Source organism: Gordonia sp. PS3, from assembly GCF_041950545.1.
GTDB classification, from domain to species: domain Bacteria; phylum Actinomycetota; class Actinomycetes; order Mycobacteriales; family Mycobacteriaceae; genus Gordonia; species Gordonia sihwensis.
The window spans coordinates 1778465-1795681 of sequence record NZ_CP169524.1; the positions used below are offsets into that span (position 1 = coordinate 1778465).

Annotated in this window: 18 protein-coding genes; 9 read left to right on the forward strand and 9 right to left on the reverse strand. The window is 67.8% G+C overall.

Going from position 1 to position 17217, the window contains the following annotated elements; all coding sequences use genetic code 11:
* The first annotated feature begins 186 nt into the window (after window positions 1-186).
* Together ACE11G_RS08205 and ACE11G_RS08210 are read left to right on the forward strand one after the other, a co-directional pair.
* Window positions 187-831 carry a phosphatase PAP2 family protein gene (locus ACE11G_RS08205; RefSeq protein WP_375004017.1) on the forward strand — a complete coding sequence of 215 codons (645 nt, stop codon included), beginning with the start codon at window positions 187-189 and terminating at the stop codon, window positions 829-831.
* A 14-nt stretch (window positions 832-845) separates the two neighbouring features.
* On the forward strand, window positions 846-2792 hold the full coding sequence (locus ACE11G_RS08210) for a protein kinase (RefSeq protein ID WP_375004018.1): 1947 nt from the start codon (window positions 846-848) through the stop codon (window positions 2790-2792).
* Window positions 2793-2802: 10 nt separating this feature from the next.
* Here ACE11G_RS08210 and ACE11G_RS08215 read toward each other — a convergent pair whose 3' ends face one another.
* On the reverse strand, window positions 2803-3513 hold the full coding sequence (locus ACE11G_RS08215; RefSeq protein ID WP_006895045.1) for a CPBP family intramembrane glutamic endopeptidase: 711 nt from the start codon (window positions 3511-3513) through the stop codon (window positions 2803-2805).
* A 148-nt stretch (window positions 3514-3661) separates the two neighbouring features.
* Between ACE11G_RS08215 and ACE11G_RS08220 the strand changes: the two genes are divergently transcribed.
* Window positions 3662-6049, forward strand: a complete 2388-nt coding sequence (locus ACE11G_RS08220; protein WP_006895044.1) for an excinuclease ABC subunit UvrA — start codon at window positions 3662-3664, stop codon at window positions 6047-6049.
* A 23-nt stretch (window positions 6050-6072) separates the two neighbouring features.
* On the opposite strand, the gene ACE11G_RS08225 is transcribed toward ACE11G_RS08220, so the two are convergent.
* On the reverse strand, window positions 6073-6558 hold the full coding sequence (locus ACE11G_RS08225) for a nuclear transport factor 2 family protein (protein ID WP_375004019.1): 486 nt from the start codon (window positions 6556-6558) through the stop codon (window positions 6073-6075).
* A gap of 55 nt (window positions 6559-6613) precedes the next feature.
* On the reverse strand, window positions 6614-7399 hold the full coding sequence (locus tag ACE11G_RS08230; protein ID WP_375004020.1) for an SDR family oxidoreductase: 786 nt from the start codon (window positions 7397-7399) through the stop codon (window positions 6614-6616).
* A 113-nt stretch (window positions 7400-7512) separates the two neighbouring features.
* Here ACE11G_RS08230 and ACE11G_RS08235 point away from each other — a divergent pair, with 113 nt between their 5' ends.
* Window positions 7513-8367 carry a MarR family transcriptional regulator gene (locus ACE11G_RS08235; RefSeq protein ID WP_375004021.1) on the forward strand — a complete coding sequence of 285 codons (855 nt, stop codon included), beginning with the start codon at window positions 7513-7515 and terminating at the stop codon, window positions 8365-8367.
* Between the two features lie 12 nt (window positions 8368-8379).
* On the opposite strand, the gene ACE11G_RS08240 is transcribed toward ACE11G_RS08235, so the two are convergent.
* The gene (locus ACE11G_RS08240; RefSeq protein ID WP_045538462.1) at window positions 8380-8820 is read right to left on the reverse strand and encodes a MarR family winged helix-turn-helix transcriptional regulator; all 441 of its coding nucleotides are present in this window, start codon (window positions 8818-8820) and stop codon (window positions 8380-8382) included.
* Window positions 8821-9067: 247 nt separating this feature from the next.
* Between ACE11G_RS08240 and ACE11G_RS08245 the strand changes: the two genes are divergently transcribed.
* The 5 genes from ACE11G_RS08245 to ACE11G_RS08265 are packed head-to-tail and all read left to right on the forward strand — an operon-like array spanning window position 9068 to window position 13507.
* Complete coding sequence (locus ACE11G_RS08245; RefSeq protein ID WP_174302276.1) at window positions 9068-9715, forward strand: ABC transporter permease; 648 nt, start codon at window positions 9068-9070, stop codon at window positions 9713-9715.
* A complete protein-coding gene (locus ACE11G_RS08250; RefSeq protein ID WP_375004022.1) occupies window positions 9712-10944 on the forward strand; it encodes an ABC transporter ATP-binding protein in 1233 nt (410 codons plus the stop codon). Before ACE11G_RS08245 ends, ACE11G_RS08250 begins: the two co-directional genes overlap by 4 nt.
* Entirely contained in the window at window positions 10944-11714 is a 771-nt protein-coding gene (locus ACE11G_RS08255; RefSeq protein ID WP_006895037.1) for an ABC transporter permease, read from the forward strand. Before ACE11G_RS08250 ends, ACE11G_RS08255 begins: the two co-directional genes overlap by 1 nt.
* Window positions 11711-12715 (forward strand): glycine betaine ABC transporter substrate-binding protein, encoded by a 1005-nt coding sequence (locus ACE11G_RS08260; protein ID WP_231650211.1) that lies wholly within the window; start codon window positions 11711-11713, stop codon window positions 12713-12715. Before ACE11G_RS08255 ends, ACE11G_RS08260 begins: the two co-directional genes overlap by 4 nt.
* Before the next feature lie 54 nt (window positions 12716-12769).
* Entirely contained in the window at window positions 12770-13507 is a 738-nt protein-coding gene (locus ACE11G_RS08265; RefSeq protein ID WP_375004023.1) for a 1-acyl-sn-glycerol-3-phosphate acyltransferase, read from the forward strand.
* A 10-nt stretch (window positions 13508-13517) separates the two neighbouring features.
* Here ACE11G_RS08265 and ACE11G_RS08270 read toward each other — a convergent pair whose 3' ends face one another.
* The 5 genes from ACE11G_RS08270 to ACE11G_RS08290 all read right to left on the reverse strand — a co-directional run bounded on the left by ACE11G_RS08270 (window position 13518) and on the right by ACE11G_RS08290 (window position 17151).
* The gene (locus ACE11G_RS08270; protein WP_006895034.1) at window positions 13518-14081 is read right to left on the reverse strand and encodes a peroxidase-related enzyme; all 564 of its coding nucleotides are present in this window, start codon (window positions 14079-14081) and stop codon (window positions 13518-13520) included.
* A gap of 94 nt (window positions 14082-14175) precedes the next feature.
* Window positions 14176-14829, reverse strand: coding sequence for a 5,6-dimethylbenzimidazole synthase (gene bluB, locus ACE11G_RS08275; protein ID WP_006895033.1), 654 nt, complete (start codon window positions 14827-14829; stop codon window positions 14176-14178).
* Window positions 14830-14909: 80 nt separating this feature from the next.
* Window positions 14910-15419 carry a GNAT family N-acetyltransferase gene (locus ACE11G_RS08280; protein ID WP_375004024.1) on the reverse strand — a complete coding sequence of 170 codons (510 nt, stop codon included), beginning with the start codon at window positions 15417-15419 and terminating at the stop codon, window positions 14910-14912.
* Window positions 15416-16162: a methyltransferase gene (locus tag ACE11G_RS08285; protein ID WP_375004025.1), complete on the reverse strand. Its 747-nt coding sequence runs from the start codon at window positions 16160-16162 to the stop codon at window positions 15416-15418. The genes ACE11G_RS08280 and ACE11G_RS08285 overlap by 4 nt, the downstream gene beginning before the upstream one ends.
* Window positions 16159-17151 carry an iron-containing redox enzyme family protein gene (locus tag ACE11G_RS08290; protein ID WP_375004114.1) on the reverse strand — a complete coding sequence of 331 codons (993 nt, stop codon included), beginning with the start codon at window positions 17149-17151 and terminating at the stop codon, window positions 16159-16161. The genes ACE11G_RS08285 and ACE11G_RS08290 overlap by 4 nt, the downstream gene beginning before the upstream one ends.
* Window positions 17152-17217: the final 66 nt, after the last annotated feature.

Genomic DNA, 17217 nt, shown 5'->3' on the forward strand with positions numbered 1-17217 from the left:
GGCGCCTCTCACAGAAATGGGCACCGTAGCGGCGCCCGCGATCATTGCCAACCTAGCCGCAGGAGACGCGCCTTGGCGCCGATACCGCAGAAGCCGTCCCACCGCACTGCTCATGGTTCGCAGATCGGGCCCCGACCTGCGGACTTCTCAGCGTCTGCTCAGTGAGCGGAGCCGACGATGGTCGGTATGCCGAAGCCCTCGATGACCGTCGGAGTCCTACTGCTGCTCACGACCGTCGCACTCGGTGCGGTCGTCTACGACGTCCACGGCCCGCTCGCCGCCGACCGGAGCGTGTGGGAGTGGACGCTCGGACAGCGTTCCGGAACCGCGACCGGCGTCGCCGTGTTTCTCTCCACCGTTCTCAGCCCTGTCGGAACCATCGTGCTCGGCGCGGTGGCCGCGATGGTCCTGTGGCGCCGAGACGGCGGCGTCGAGCGAGCCGCGGCCCTGCTCTCGACGGTCGTGGCCGCGGCCGCCGTCGCGGAGGTGTTCAAGATCGCGGTGCATCGGACCCGGCCTCCGGTCGCCTGGCAACTCGAGGCCCATGAGACCGCTGGGTCGTTCCCGTCCGGGCACACCACCGGCACCGCGGCGCTCGCGTTCGGGCTGGTCGCGGTCACCGCGGCGTCGACGTCCGCCGCAACCAGAGTCGTCGCGGCGTGCGGAGCGCTGGCCGTGGCGCTCGCGGCCGCCGCATCCCGGCTCTACCTCGGAATGCATTGGATCACCGATGTGACCGCAGGCATTCTGGTCGGGGCGGCCGCCGCGCTGATCGTTCCGCCGCTGGTGCACGCCGTGCTGCGGCATGCGCCGCTGCATGCGAGGTCATGACCTAGGCTGTTCCCATGTTGAGCCCGGGCCAGTACTTCGCCAACTACTTGATCGAGCGAAGACTCGGGGTCGGCGGCATGGGGGAGGTGTACCTGGTCGCACATCCGCGGCTCCCCCGGGAAGATGCGCTCAAGGTGCTGCCCGCCGAGCTGACCGGTGACCCCACCTATCGGGCCCGGTTCATCCGTGAGGCCGATCTGGCGTCCCAACTCGATCACCCGGGCATCGTGAGCGTGTACGACCGCGGTGAGTTCGAGGGGCAGCTCTGGATCGCGATGAAGTACGTCCCCGGGGCGGACGGCGACGCCCTGCTCCAGCAGTCGGGACCGCTCGACCCGGCGACGGTCTGCGAGATGATCGGCGCCGTCGCGGACGCTCTCGACTACGCGCACTCGCGGGGAATGCTGCACCGCGACGTCAAGCCCGCGAACATTCTGGTGGACGACTCGACCGCGGCGCACCGCAAGGTGTATCTCACCGACTTCGGAATCGCTCGCACCACCACCAGCGACACCGCGCTGACAGCGGCGAACCTGACGGTGGGGTCGATCCAGTACTGCTCACCGGAGCAGTTGCGCGGGGCCGCACTCGACGGACGCACCGACCAATACGCGCTCGCCTGTACCGCATTCCGGCTCCTGACCGGCCGAGCGCCGTTCCCGCTCGCGAAACCGACCGACATCATCAACGCTCATCTCCACGCTCCGGCCCCGAGCGCCACCGCGGTTCTGCCCACTCTGGCACCCGCCGTCGACCTGGTCCTCGCACGGGCGATGGACAAGGACCCCGCCCGCAGGTACCGGACGTGCCGAGAGTTCGCGGACGAATTGGACGGGGCGCTGCGCAGACCGGGCTTCACACCGCAGGCGGCGACGCCGCAGGCTCCGGCGGCGTACGCGCCGACGATGATCAATCCGGCTCCGACCCCACCGCACAGCGGGGCACAGCCCACCGCGCCCCTCGCGCCGCAGTCGCCGCCGGCGCAGCAGGGCCCGTCGCCGGCGCAGCCCTACCCGCAGCGTCCCCGAATCGGCGCCTTCGGCCCGCCCCCGGTACCGCAATCTCCGGTACCGCAGCCCCCGATACAGCAGCTCCCGGCACAACAGCCACCTCATTTCGGGCCGCCGCCCGGAGACTTCGGCCGGCAGCAGCCCTACGGTGCGCCCGGGTATCCGCCCGAGCCGCCGGACACCGGCAGGCGGAAAGCCGTGATCGTGGCGGCGATAGTGCTGGTCGTCCTCGCGGCGATCGCGGTCGCCGGATTCTTCGTCTTCCGCGGCGACGACGGTCCCGACACCGCGGCCGGGACGTCCACCGTGCCGTCCGCTCCCGAGTCGACGTCGTCGCCGGTGAGTACCTCGGCTCCCTCGACCACTGCCGGCGGGCCCGCGGTGGTCGCCGGCGTTCCGACGCTGTGCGCTGGCGGGGTCACGACGCAGTCGTCGTCCGCGTCCAGAGTCGGGACCGGACCGATCTCCATTCCGTCGAACGACCTTCCGGTCAGCGGCTGGGATCCCGACAACATCTCGCAGATCCCGTTCGCGGAGACGGCCAACGGCATCAAGGCCTCACGCCCGGTCGGCACGTCGGGGTGGATGGCGCAGATCGCCGTCGGCACGCTGCCCGCATCCTTCCGCGATCGCACGGAGCCCATCGCCAGGAAACTGGTGGAGTGTCTGTCGTCGAGTTCGGGGTACTCGGGAGTCGACGCCTCACCGGCCCGGATCGAGGACGTGCGCAACGACCGGCTCGACAACAAGATCACCGAGTACACGCTGATCCGGGCTCGCATCGACGTCCGCAATCAGCGCTCCGGTGTGCTCGGTGACGATGTCACGGTGGTCGTCGTGAACAGTTCTCCGATGACCTTCGCCTTCGGAGTGAGTCCGATCAACGATGCGACCACCAGGGCCGAAGTCGACAAGGCGATCGTGAATCTCCGCGTGCAGACCGGGAATTGATCGGCGCGAGTCAGAGCAGCTGCCAGGCCAGGGCGGCGCCGAGCGCACCCGAGGCGTTGAGAGTCCAGTGCAGGACGATCGGGGCGAGCAGATTGGCCGTTCGGAAGCGCAGCCAGCCGAGGATCCATCCGGCCGCGGAGGTCGCGACCACCGCGCCGACCACGCCGGCGACGGCGGCTCCGACGCCGGCGCCGATCGCGTCGGTGACACCGGCGTTCCCCGCCGAGAGTCCGAGCGACGAGGCGATGTGCCACAAACCGAACAGGGCCGCACCGGCGATCAGAGTGAGCCGCCGGCTCATCACTCGCCGCAACGATCCCTGCAGCACACCGCGGAACAACAGTTCCTCGGGAAGCACGGTCTGCACGGGAATCCACACAAGAGCGGCGAGCAGCGCGTCACGCGCGGACGAGTAGCGGTCGTTCAGGAAGAACGTCCGGGTCCAGGGGATGGCGACGCCGGCACCGACCACCACGACGACCGCGACCACGACGATCGCCGACCACCGGAACCCGTACTTCAGCTCCGAGGAGCTGATGCCCATCTCCGACCACGCCAGGCCCCGCATCCGCGCGAGGAGCACCACCGCGACCGCGCCCACCGGAACCGCGAGGAGCCCCGGCCAATGCCCGGCGAAATGCGCCAGGGCGTTGACCGTGATCAATGCCGCGACCACGACGCCGACGATCGCCCAGTCTCGATGGTTGCGCGCCTGGCTCACTCGGCCTCCGGTCTGACGATTCTTCGAGCATCCCCCGCCACCTGAGCTATCTGACATGCGGCAGTGTGGGAACCACCGAACAATACCTGGACCGGGCCCCTCCCGGAGCGTCCACGCGATCCGGTCCGGGTAGGGGACAATGTGCTCCATGTCTGCCGACCGCCCCACTACCGCGCCCGCCGACAGTCACGACGTCATCAGAGTCGGTGGCGCGCGGGTCAACAACCTCAAAGACGTCAGCGTCGAACTGCCGAAGCGCAGGCTCACCGCCTTCACCGGAGTCTCCGGGTCCGGAAAGAGCTCGCTCGTCTTCGGCACCATCGCAGCCGAGTCGCAACGGCTGATCAACGAGACCTACAGCGCGTTCGTCCAGGGATTCATGCCGACGCTGGCCCGCCCGGACGTCGATGTGCTCGACGGCATCACCACTGCCATCATCGTCGACCAGGAGCGGATCGGTGCGAATCCGCGGTCGACGGTCGGCACCGTCACCGACGCCAACGCGATGCTGCGGATCCTGTTCAGCAAGCTCGGCGATCCCCACGTGGGCAGCCCCAACGCGTACTCGTTCAACGTCCCGACCGTGTCGGGCGGCGGTGCGATCAAAGTCCAGCGAGGCAAGCAGACCAAGGCGGTCAGACGGTCCTTCGAGCAACTCGGAGGGATGTGCCCGCGATGCGAGGGGATGGGAACGGTCTCCGACATCGACCTGAGCGAGATCTACGACGCGGACAAGTCGCTGTCCGGCGGAGCGCTCAAGGTGCCCGGCTACAGCATGGACGGCTGGTACGGCCGCATCTTCGCGGGCAGCGGCTACTTCGACATGGACAAGCCCGTCGGCCGGTTCTCCGATCGCGAACTCGATGATCTGCTCTATCGCGAAGCCACCAAGATCAAGGTCGAGGGCATCAACCTCACCTACGAGGGCATCATCCCGAAGATCACCAAATCGATGCTGTCCAAGGACATCGACTCTGTGCAGCCGCATGTGCGGGCCTTCATCGAACGCGCGGTCACGTCCACGACCTGCCCGGAGTGCGACGGCACCCGACTGGCCGAGCACGCCCGGAACTCCCGGATCGGCGGAGTCAGCATCGCCGACGCATGCCGGATGCAGATCTCCGACCTCGCGGACTGGGTGGCGGGGCTCGACGAGCCGACGGTGGCACCGCTGATCGAGAAGCTCCATGCGGCACTCGAGTCGTTCGTCGAGATCGGCCTGGGCTACCTGTCCCTGGAACGGCCCACCGGAACACTGTCGGGCGGGGAGGCACAGCGCACCAAGATGGTCCGCCACCTCGGATCATCGCTCACCGACATCACCTACGTGTTCGACGAACCCACCGTGGGACTGCATCCGCACGACATCGCCAGGATGAACGCCCTGCTGCTGCGACTGCGCGACAAGGGGAACACCGTCCTGGTGGTGGAGCACAAACCCGAGGCCATCGTGATCGCCGACCACGTGGTCGACCTCGGGCCGGGCGCCGGATCGCTGGGCGGCGAGATCTGCTTCGAGGGCACCGTCGAGCAATTGGCGGCCTCGGACACCTTGACCGGGCGTCATCTCCACGACCGCGCGCGGCTCAAGGACAGTGTGCGGACCCCGTCGGGATTCTTGGAGATCCGAGACGCCACCACCAACAATCTGCGCCACGTGGACGTCGACATCCCGCTCGGCGTACTCGCCGTCATCACCGGTGTCGCGGGGTCGGGCAAGAGCTCCCTGATCCACGGCTCGCTGCCCGCCGACGCCGACGCGGTGTCGATCGACCAGACGGCGATCCGCGGCTCCCGGCGAAGCAACCCGGCGACCTACACCGGTCTGCTCGATGCCATCCGGAAGACCTTCGCGAAGGTCAACGGAGTCAAACCCGCTCTGTTCAGCCCCAACTCCGACGGCGCGTGCCCGAACTGCAAAGGCGCGGGTGTGATCTACACCGATCTCGCCACGATGGCCGGCGTGGCGACGCCGTGCGAAGTCTGCGAGGGGAAGCGGTTCGACGCCGCGGTGCTCGACTACCGGGTCGACGGCCGGGACATCAGCGAGGTGCTGGCGATGTCGGTGGACACGGCGTTGGAGTTCTTCGACGACGGTGACGCACGCACGCCGGCAGCCCACAAGATCCTCAAGCGTCTCTCCGACGTCGGACTGGGCTATCTGACCCTCGGCCAGCCGCTCACCACGCTCTCGGGAGGCGAGCGCCAGCGCATCAAGCTCGCGATCGCGATGACTGAGAAGGCCGGCGTCTACATCCTCGACGAACCGACGACCGGACTGCATCTGGCCGACGTCGAACAACTGCTCGGGTTACTCGACGCCCTGGTGGAGGCGGGGCGCTCGGTGATCGTGATCGAGCATCACCAGGCGGTCATGGCGCACGCCGACTGGATCGTCGACATCGGTCCGGGCGCGGGTGACGACGGCGGCCGCGTGGTCTTCGAGGGAACGCCGCGCGACCTCGTCGCATCGGCTTCCACCCTCACCGGCCGGCACCTGGCCGAGTACGTGGGCGCGGGTACCGGCGCCGGCTGAACCCGGTGTCGGAGGCTCCCGCGCTACGTCGCGGGCCGGCGGACGGCCGGTCCCTGCTCCACGTGCATCCGGGCCGCCGACAGACTGCCTCGCGCCTCGAAGGTGCGCTCGTATCCGGTGGAACTGATGCGCCAGCCGTCCGGTGTCCGCCGGTAGGCGTCGCGGTAGAACGCGGCTCCGATGATGATGACGTCGTACTCCGGAACGATGACGCGGTCCTGCAGGTACCAGCTGCCGGTGGCGGTGTCGCCGTCGATTTCGATGATCGGATGGTCGACGCGATGCTCGGTCACCATGGTCGGAGCCATGATCGTGCTCAGATGTGCGACCAGAGAGGCTCGGTCGTCGAAGGTCAGCGGCCGGCCGTTCACCTGCGATCCGTATTCGGCGTGCACGTCGTCGGTGAGCGTGTCGGCCAGCGCCGACCAGTCCTTCGTGTCGACGGCTCGCAGGTAGCGGTATTTCACGGTCTCGATGGCGCGCAGATCGTCGGCGGAGGTGATCGTCATGGGGGAGTCCTAGGGGCTGTCGGCGGGAGGTCGTCGGCCGGTGATGGGCGGGCGGTCAGAGATCGGGGAGCGGCATCACCATGTTGGGGGCGATGAGACCGCCGTCCACCTCGATGGTCTTGCCGGTCATGTACGCCGAGCCGTCGCCTGCCAGGAACACCGCAGCGGCGGCGATGTCGTCCGGCACACCCAGTCGGCGCAACGGGGTGCGGCTGACGATCTCCTCGCGGATCGCGTCGTCCTCGGCGACGTAACCGAGCGCGGGTGTGTTGATGGTGCCGGGTGCGATGGCGTTCATCCGAATGCGCGGCGACAGGTCCTGCGCGGCCATCCGGGTGTAGTGCGCGAGGGCCGCTTTAGCCGTTCCGTAGGCCAGCAGCCCGCGTCCCGGCTGAGTCGTGATGGACGAGGTGATGTTGATGATCGAACCGCCGCGGTCGTTGGACAGCATGCTCGGTACGGCCGCCAGATTGAGCGCGTGCGCCGTCCCGACGTTGAACGCGAAGGCACCGACGAGCGCTTTGACGCTGGTCTGCAGAAAGGGCTTCGGGAGGGCGCCGCCGACGTTGTTGACGACGATGTCGAGCGCACCGAACTCCCGCGTGGCGGCCTCGACCAGATCGGCGGGGTCGTCTTCGGCGACATTCGCGGGCACGGTGATCGCGCGTCGGCCCAGTCTCCGGATCCGGTCGGCGACCTGCTCGAGTTGGTCGGCACTGCGGGCAGCGATCACCAGGTCGGCGCCGGCTTCCGCGAGACCGAGCGCGATGCCGGCTCCGATGCCGCGGCCGGCACCCGTCACGATCGCTGTTCTGCCCTCGAGGGACTGGGTCTGGCTCATGGGACCGCCTTCATGAATCGAATATTCGAATAGGTGTGATTGAATATCCGTCACAAGGTAGCGGGGTATGAGCCGCAACACAAGATCGGCACGCATGCGGGGGGAGGACACACATGGCCGGATCGCCACCGACGCGCCGGGTGATCGACACCCTCGAACTCCTCGCCCGCGTCGAGCGCCCGCAGACCATCGCGGAGATCGCCGACGAGCTGGGAGTGGCCCGCGCCACGATGTCGGCGATCCTGGCCGAGCTCGACGACGCGGGGTGGGCCGAGCGCGACGCCTCTCGTGCCTATCGGCTGGGCCCGGCGGCGATGGCACTCGGCGGAGTCTCGCCTCCGGCGTTTCACCTGCCGAATCCGGACGTGGCGCAGGTCCTCGACGAACTCGTCGCGGCCACCGACTGCGGAGTGACGCTCGCGCGGATGGCGCCCGGCGCGATGACCGTCGTCGCCAAACGGCACAGCGAGGTGCGGCCGGTTCCCGGACTGGGGCTCGGCCAGTCGTTGGCGATCGTCTTTCCCGTCGGGGCCGCGGCGATGGCCTGGCGGGAGGCCGACCAGGAGGCCTGGCTGGGCGAGCGAGACCGTCCGAGACGGAGGCTCCTGCTCGAATCGGTACGTCGGCGCGGTTTCGCGGCGTACCGCCCGGAGTCGTCGGACGCGATGCTCGTCGAGGTGCTCGCCGAGTTGCTCGGCGCGGTGGGTCCGCTTCTCATCGACCCCGCGCTCCGCCACACGGCGACCCGCCGGCTCGCGCAATTGTCGTCGCGTGCGTATTCCGACGACGAACTCGACGGCGCTGACGCGCAGCCGATCAGCTATCTCGCAGCACCGGTCTTCACCGGCGACCAGGCCGAGTTCGAGTTGCAGCTGGGGGTGCTCAAATCGGCGGTGGACGGTCGCGAGCGTTGCAGGCTCGTGACCGCGCTCGTCGAGGCGGCGGACCGGATCTCGGCACTCATTTGATCCGGCGGCGGCTCAGACTTCACTCGCCGCCAGGGCGTCGCTGAGGAGTTCGAAGGCGCGCTCGACGAGTTGCCGGTCGGCCGGTTCGAGCGTCTCGAGAGCCTCGGCGATCCGCCGTACCCGGGCGTTCCGCGTCGTCGAGACCACTTCGCACCCCGATTCGGTGGGATAGAGCAGTCTGGCCCGCGCATCGAGTGGATCGGGTCGCCGCTCCACGTAGCCCATGTCCTCCAGGCCGGTGACGATCCGCGAGATGGCGGGGGTGGAGACCGACTCGATCTCGGCCAGCCGGGACAGCCGAAGGGGTGCGTGCTGGGTGATCGACCACAGGGCCGCGGCGGTTCCAGCGCTGAGACCGGAACCGGAACCGGCCACCCGCAGCACTCGATTGATCCGCACGAGCCGGTGGTGCAGCGAACGCACGTCGACGAGCTGCTCCTCGTTGTCCGACACCTGCTGCCTCCTCCGATGAACCGTTCCCACGCATGGTAGTCGGAGGCTCCCGGAGGGCTCGGGTCGCGTGTGCGGCCACCGGCGGGGTCTCGACGCCCGCAGCCGCCGCCGAAGTGTGAACGTCGCTCCTTTGCGCTCTGTCGGAATCGGTGCGCGACGCTAGGTTCTGACCTGCGATTACACCGTGACCGCGCGAACCGTCCGCCGATATGCGCTACGGTGAAAACGCTAATAGAGGGGAATTGTTCTGAACGGGATCTGGGATTTCATATCGAGCCGCAAGTCGCAGCTTGTGGTCGATTCCTACTTGCACGTCAGCGCAGTGATTCAGTGTCTACTCCTGGCGACGATCATCGGAGTGGGCGTCGGAATCGCGGTATATCGCAGCCCCGGAGGCTCGGCTATCGCAACGGCGCTCTCGAGCACCATTCTGACCATTCCGTCGTTCGCACTTCTCGGTCTGCTCATTCCGATAGTGGGCCTCGGTGTTCCGCCGACCGTCATTGCGCTGACGATGTACTCGCTTCTGCCGATCGTGCGTAACACCATCGTCGGTCTCGGCGCGGTCGACCCCGCGGTCACCGATGCCGCACGCGGCATCGGAATGAGTCGTCTCCGCGTGCTGACGCGGGTCGAGTTGCCGCTGGCATGGCCGTCGATCCTCACCGGCATGCGTGTCGCGACGCAGATGGCGATGGGAATCCTGGCGATCGCGGCCTACGCGAAGGGCCCCGGCCTGGGCAATCTCATCTTCTCCGGTCTGTCGCGCGTCGGTAGCCCCACGGCTATTCCGCAGGCGCTGACGGGCACCGTGTTGATCGTCATCCTGGCTTTGATCCTCGACGGGATCTATGTCCTGATCGGCCGATTGACAACGTCGAAAGGGATCCGTTGACCCACAGCAAAGATGACGCAGAGAATGAGATCTCCGGAGTCGAGATCGTTCTCGAGCATGTCTCGAAGATCTATCCCGGCCAGCGCGAACCTGCTGTCGAAGACGTTTCTCTGACCATTCCGGCAGGCGAGGTCGTGGTCTTCGTCGGGCCGTCCGGCAGCGGTAAGACCACGACGATGCGCATGATCAATCGGTTGATCGAGCCGACGAGCGGCCGAATCACCATCGGCGGCCGGGACGCACTGTCGATCGACGCGAACAAACTGCGACAGAGTATCGGGTACGCCATTCAGCAAGGTGGCCTCTTCCCGCACATGACGGTCGCACAGAACATCGCCGTGGTGCCCAAGCTGCTGAAATGGGATAAGAAGCGGATCGCCGACCGAGTCGACGAACTGCTCGACATGGTCGGCCTCGACGCCGACGAATTCGGCGGTCGGTATCCGCGCCAGCTCTCGGGTGGACAGCAGCAGCGCGTCGGCGTCGCGCGAGCCCTGGCCGCCGATCCTCCGGTCCTGCTCATGGACGAGCCCTTCGGCGCGGTGGACCCGATCACCCGAGGCGTCCTGCAGGACCAGTTGATGCAGTTGCAGGCGGAACTCCGCAAAACCATCGTCTTCGTGACCCACGACTTCAGTGAGGCCGTCAAACTCGGCGACAAGATCGCGGTGCTCGGCGCGCGCTCGAAGGTGCTGCAGTACGACTCGCCGGAGGCGATTCTGGCCAACCCCGCCAACGAGACCGTCGAGGGCTTCGTGGGCTCCGGTGCGTCGCTGCAGCAGCTCAACCTGCTGCGCGTGCGCGACGTGGACATCGAGCAGCGGCCGACGGCCCACGAAGGAGATTCGACCGCCGACTTCGCTGCACGGATCGGCAGTGACTGGGGAATCATCCTCGACAACCGTGACCGGCCGATCCGGTGGACCGACGGGCGGCATCTGGTCGGCGCATCGTCGATTCGCGGCGTCGGTATCCCGCTCGGTGAGACGGTCGCCACGAGCTCGACCCTCCAGGACGCGCTCGAAGCGATCCTCGCCGAACGTAACGCGTCCGCCGTGGTCACCGGTGCCCGCGGCCGCTACGTCGGTGTGGTCACCATCGAGACGCTGATCGACTCGATTCGCGCGCTGCGCGAGGAGCACGAGGGCAGTCCCGCGATCGTCGACCCGCACGCCGATGACCCAGCTGCGGACCTGACCGCGGACGCCTCGCCGGAAGGCACCAGCTGATGACCAGCGCGGAGGCGGTGTCCAAGGAGACCGGTGCCGGGAGGGCCAGCAATCTTCAGCTGTGGATTCAGCCGACGATCGCGGTGCTGCTCGCGGCGGGCGTGCTCGGTTGGGCCTTCTCCCGCGACCTGACCGCCACCCAGAAGGCGACCATCAATCCGTCGTACATCGGGCAGCTCGTCGGTGAGCATCTGGCCTTGACCGTCGCCATCGCCGCGATCGTCGTCGTGGTGGCGGTACCGCTCGCCGTGCTGGTCACGCGACGTCGATTCCGTTGGTTGGCACCGTTCTTCATCGGCGTGGCCAACATCGGGCAGGCGGCGCCGGCGATCGGTCTGCTGGTGCTCTTCTTCCTCTGGACCGCCACGACGGGCTTCTGGATCGGCGTGCTGCCGATCGCGTTCTATTCGCTGCTCCCGGTGCTGCGCAACAGCATGCTCGGTCTGCAGGAGGTCGATGCGGCGACCATCGACGCCGCCAAGGGACAGGGGATGTCGGAGCCGCGAGTGCTGGCCCAGGTGGAGCTGCCCCTGGCGGTGCCCTTCATCCTCGCCGGCCTGCGGACATCGCTGGTGCTCGCGGTCGGCACCGCGACCCTGTGCTTCCTGGTCGACGCCGGGGGACTGGGCATCCTGATCGACACCGGTTACAAGTTGCGCGACAACGTGACACTGGTCGTCGGAGCCGTGCTGGCCGTCGCGCTGGCGCTCGTCGTCGACTGGTTCGGCGCGCTCGCCGAACGGTACCTCGGACCCAAGGGGCTGCGATGACACCGCACCTGCCCGCGGCCGCACGCCGCCCACTGCGCTCGCTCGTCGCGCTGATCGCGGTGGCCGCCCTCGTCTTCGGTGCCGCGGCCTGCGGTCTGCAGTCGGGCGGTGCGCTTCCGCTGCCGGTGAAGCCGGGTTCGATCACCGTGCAGCCCGATCTCGAGGGACAGACCATCACGGTGGGCTCCAAGGACTTCACCGAGCAGGTGATCCTGGGGTACATCCTCGGCTTCTCCCTCGCCGCCGCAGGCGCCAACGTCCGCGATCTGACCAACATTCAGGGATCCAACAGCGCACGCGACGCGATGGCCGCGGGACAGGTGGACGTGACGATCGAATACACCGGTACCGGCTGGATCAACTATCTCGGCAACGAACAGCCGATCCCGGACTCCACCAAGCAGTTCGAGGCCGTCCGTGACGCGGATCTGGCGAAGAACGGCATCGTCTGGATCGACCCGGCGCCGATGGACAACACCTATGCCCTCGCGGTGAATCAAGAGAACGCCGCGAAGACCGGTGTCAAGACGCTCTCCGACTACGCCGCGCTGGTGAAGAAGGATCCCGCGGCGGCGACCACCTGCGTCGAGACCGAGTTCCGCAGCCGGCAGGACGGCTTCCCGGGTATGGCCGCCAAGTACGGGTTCGATCCGGCGCAGGTGCAGATGCAGATCCTGCAGACCGGCATCATCTACCAGGCGGTCGCCAATGGGAATTGCGTGTTCGGAGAGGTCTTCACCACCGATGGCCGGATCAAGGCACTGAACCTCAACGTGCTGGAGGACGACAAGCAGTTCTTCCCGCATTACAACGCGGCGGTCACCATGCGTTCCGATGTCAACGAACAGTTCCCGTCGATCGCGAAGGTGATGGCGCCGGTGATGGCGAAGCTGACGTCGGAGCAGATCAGCGAGCTGAATCGTCAGGTGGACGTGGACGGGCGCGAGCCGGCCGACGTCGCGCGCGACTGGCTGGTCGAGAACGGCTTCGTCAAAGTCTGACTCGACGCTGTTCCCCGTGGTTACGGAACCGTAAGTTACGGTACCGTAGCTCGCATGGACGTAACGCTCGAGAACGCCGACGAGGTGTACCGGTATTACAGCGACCACCGTCAGAGCCGGATGAAGGCGCTCGCCATGTACGGCGTGCTGGCGGCTCGACACCGTCCGCGTGTTCGCTTCGAAGACGACGCGCACGACCGTCTGCGCGCTGTTGTCCGGCGAAGCGAGGTGCCGCTGGTGATCGCCGCCAATCACGTGCGCCAGACCGATCCGTTCATCCTTGCCGCGTCCGGCTTCTTGTCGCCGCTGCGCCCGCGGATCGGGCGGATGCGTGTGCTGGCCAAAGACGAACTCTTCGACGATCCGGACCGTCGCCGCAAGATCGACGACCTCGGCGGCATCCCGGTCTTCCGCCAGAAGGACCACGGTCTCCGCGCCGCGGCCACCGCGGGCAAGCAGATGATGGACGTCTGCATCGAGCGGATGGGTCGGGGAGACTCGATCGCGATCTTCCCGGAGGGCACGTGCAACGAGGAGGATCCCCGGCTGCTTCAGAAGGTCAGCAGCGGAGTCGGCCACATCGCGAGCGGGGCACTGAAGAAGGGGAGTCGGCCGTGGTTGGTGTGCGCGGGCATCGCCTATCCGGACCAGGACCGCCCGGTGGTGGTCTTCAGCGTCCCGATCGCACTCGATGCGGTCGCTGCGGCCACTCCGGCGCAGACGACCCGGCTGGTCGCCTCCGAACTGCAGCGCGCCGTCACGGCCGCCCATGCGTCGCTGCAGATCGGGTGATGCCGGGACGTCATCGCGCTTGAGCCGAGTACTCCGGGTTGGGACGCATGTCGATGCCGCTCGCCACCCGGTTCGTCATGTTGAAGAACGCCGCGGTCGACGAGATGTCGAAGATGTCGCGATCGGTGAAGCCCACCGCGCGCAACGCCTCTCGATCGGCGGCGTCGAGTTTCGAGGGCTGCTCGGTCATCTTCTCGGCGAAGAGCAGCATCGCACGGTGACGATCGGACAGATCGGCGGCCCGGAAATTCATGACGAGCAGTTCGCCCAGTTCGGGATCGCCCGACAGTTGGCGCACGGCGGCTCCGTGCGCGGTGAGGCAGTAATAGCACTTGTTGATCGACGAGACGACGACGGCGATCATCTCGCGTTCCAGCTTCGACAGTCCCGAGTCGGCCAGCATCAGGTCGTTGTACATCGCGGTGAAGGCGCGAAGCTTGGTCTCGTCGAAGGTGTACGCCTGCAGGACGTTCGGGACCATCCCGAGCTTCTCGCGGCAGACGTCGAAGTACTTGAGCGTGTCGGCGCTCAGTTCTCCGGCGGGCAGATCGAGCGCGGTGATTCGGTCGGTCATGGGGAATTCCTCTCGCAGCACGTCCGGCCGCCGAAATGCGCGGCCCTGGCGATCGTATGACGACCGAACGAGTGATCGGTACCGATTAGGCGAGTCAGCGGATGAAGTAGCGCGTCTCCGGGTCGGTCCGGGCCTGCCAGCCCGCGCGTTCGAGTTCGGGCACCGAGTTCACCTCTTCCGGATAGCCGATGCAGAGGTAGGCGACGAATCGCCACCCGGGCGGAACGCCGAGGGCCCGGTGCACCTCGTCGGGTTCGACGATCGAGATCCAGCCGACGCCGATGCCGCGGGCGCGGGCGGCGAGCCAGAGACTGCTGATCGCCGTGACCACGGAGTAGGCGAGGGTCTCGGGCATGGTTCGACGACCGAGGCCGTGTCCCTGCTGCGGGTGGTCCTCACTGAAGACCGCGAGATGGACAGGTGCCTGATCGAGCCCGGCGAGTTTGAGCGAGGCGTACTGCTGGGCACGCTCGCCGCGGTATCCCTCCAGTGCTTCCGCATTGCACCGGGCGAAGGTGGATTTCACCACTGCCCGCAGCTCCGGCGACCGGACCTCGACCCATCGCCAGGGCTGGCTGTTGCCCACGGACGGCGCCAGTTCGGCGGCGGCCACGATCTCCTGAATCAGTCGCGGCTCGACCGGGTCGGTCCGGAAGCGTCGCACGTCGCGGCGCCAGCGGAGGAGTCGGTCGAACTCTTCGATGAACTGCTCGCCGAAACTGCCCTCGGCTTCGGGCGCGGTGGTCATCGTCTGCCTCTCGTCGGATCTCCGGGCCAATGGTATCGGCCGCACGCCGGCCGGTGATCGACCGGAGACTCCGGTCGTGGTCAGAGGCCGAAGGCCGCCGGATAGGAGATGACTCCGGAGGGGACGCGCGCCGCGGCGGTCAGCGGCAGTGCGAGGAAGCTGTCGTCGGGTACCGTGACCGGCGCCGAGATACCGAATCGGGACGCGGGAACGAAGCCGAACCGCGGGTAGTAGTCGGCATGGCCGAGGACGACGACGGTCTCGTCGCCGATCCGGCGGGCAGCGTCGAGCAGTGCTGAGATCACCGCCGTTCCGACGCCGGTGCCTTGCTGTGCCGGAACCACCGCACACGGTGCGAGGGCCAGTACCGGCGTTCCTCCGACGGTCGCCCGGGTGAGCAGGGCGTGCCCGATGATCTCGCCGTCCTGTTCCGCGACATACGACAGCCCGTCGATCCACGCCGCCGGGTCGCGACGCAGTTCGTCGACCAGATCCGCCTCGGCCGACGTCGGGAACGCGGCTGCGTTGACCGCATGGACCGCCTTCGCGTCGCCGTCGCCCTCCGGGCGCACCGACCACGCCCCGGTCATCGCGACGCTCCCCGCGGCACGGCCGACGTCGACCGCACGGCTCGTATCACCACCACGCGCTCGGTGCGTTCGCCCGGTTCGATGAAGCCCTGCGATTCCAGCCAGAGCGCGCGCTCGTGCATCACCGGACCGAAGTCGACAACGACTTCGTCGGTGACTGCCGCGTCGAAGCCCCGGTCCGCCAGTCCGGAGAGGGTGGGCGTCACACCGCAGACGTCCGACTGGACCAGCAGTGCCGCACCCGCGGGCCGAACGAGCTCGGGCAGCACGCCGATGATCGAGTCGACCACGCTCCTGCCGTTCGGTCCGGCGTTCCAGGCGTGTCCGTCGGGCATGTGCGTGGGCGCCGGGACATACGGCGGGTTGGCGACCACCAGGTCGGCGGGATCGAGCCGAGGGAGTGCGCGGACATCGGAGCGGACGACGTCGACGGTCACATCGTTCGACGCCGCGTTGACCGCGACCGCCTCGACCGATTCCCGGGTGTCGTCGACCGCCGTCACGCGGGCGCCGGCCAGAGCGGCGTAGACCGACGCGATTCCACTCCCAGCGCACAGCTCGATCACCGAGGTCACGCCCTTCGGGTGGGTCTGCATGTGGTTCACCATTCGACGGCACAGCAGCGCCGAGTCGACCGACGGCCAGTACACGCCCGTCGGCGCGGTCACGGTGGGCTGGGGCAGGGGCAGGGTCCCGAGGATCCGGCCGGCGGTGGCCTCGCCGACCGCCCATCGGCCGATCACCGGGCAGACCCCACGCGCAGCGACGACCGGCCCGCCTCCCACGCGGCCCAGATGTGCTGTGCGGCCAGCCGTTCCACCGCCAGACAGGTCAGTGCGCCGCGCAGGAGGCCGATGCGGCCGTCGGGTGTGTCGCCGAGCGCTCCGGCGACCTCGCGGACGACGAGCTGCTCGTGCACCGCATCCGCCTCGACGTGTTCGTCGAAGAACAGCCGGACCGGGCGCCCGAATCCGAGGCGGCGCAGGCCACGGCTGTACTGCCGGCTCGGCAGTGACGACGTGGTCTCCACCATGCACAGATGTCCGACGAGTTCGCGGACCCTTCCGCGGTGGAGGCCGAAATAGGAGAGTGTGTTGACGGCCGCCAGGGTGGGAGCCGGAATGCTGTCGATATATGCGGCGTATCCGGAATCCAGATCCATTCCCCGCATCAGATCGGCCCACAGAGTGGCATGCATGTAATCGAGTCGGCCGCCGCCGTATTCATCGCTCTGCACTTCGATCAGCGCAGCCTTGGGTGCGCCGCCCAGGCGCGGAATGCCCAGCGTGTGAACATCGGCTTCCCGCAGCTGGTTCAGCGATCGGTGAATCACGAGTTCACGGAATTGATCGACGGTTCCCGACCGCGCGAGAAATGCCGCCAGCGGCGGACCGTCGTCGTCCGCGCTCGCCTGGAACAACGCTTCCACGACGTCGTCGGGGTCCTCGATCGGGCCGATCAACGCGTTCAGTTCCGATTCCAGACGTTGTTCGAGTTCGCCGCGCACCTCGAGCAGTCGCAGGTCCCACTCCGCCCGATCGTCGACGCCGCGGATGCCGCGCAGGTGCAGTTCATACAGCATCGTCAGGGTGAGCTGGGCGTCTTCGTCGTCCAGCACGGGACTGCGATGTGCGGCGACCGCGGCCGAGAGGGGCTCGGCCGGACCGTCGAGATCGAGCAGCAGTTCGGCCAGTGCCGCGCTCACCGGGCCGCGGGGCGCGGGCATCGGCATGCGCGGCTGCGAACCGTTGGCGCCGTCGTCCGAGGTGAGTAGGCTCGCGCTGAGCGATGAATTCCG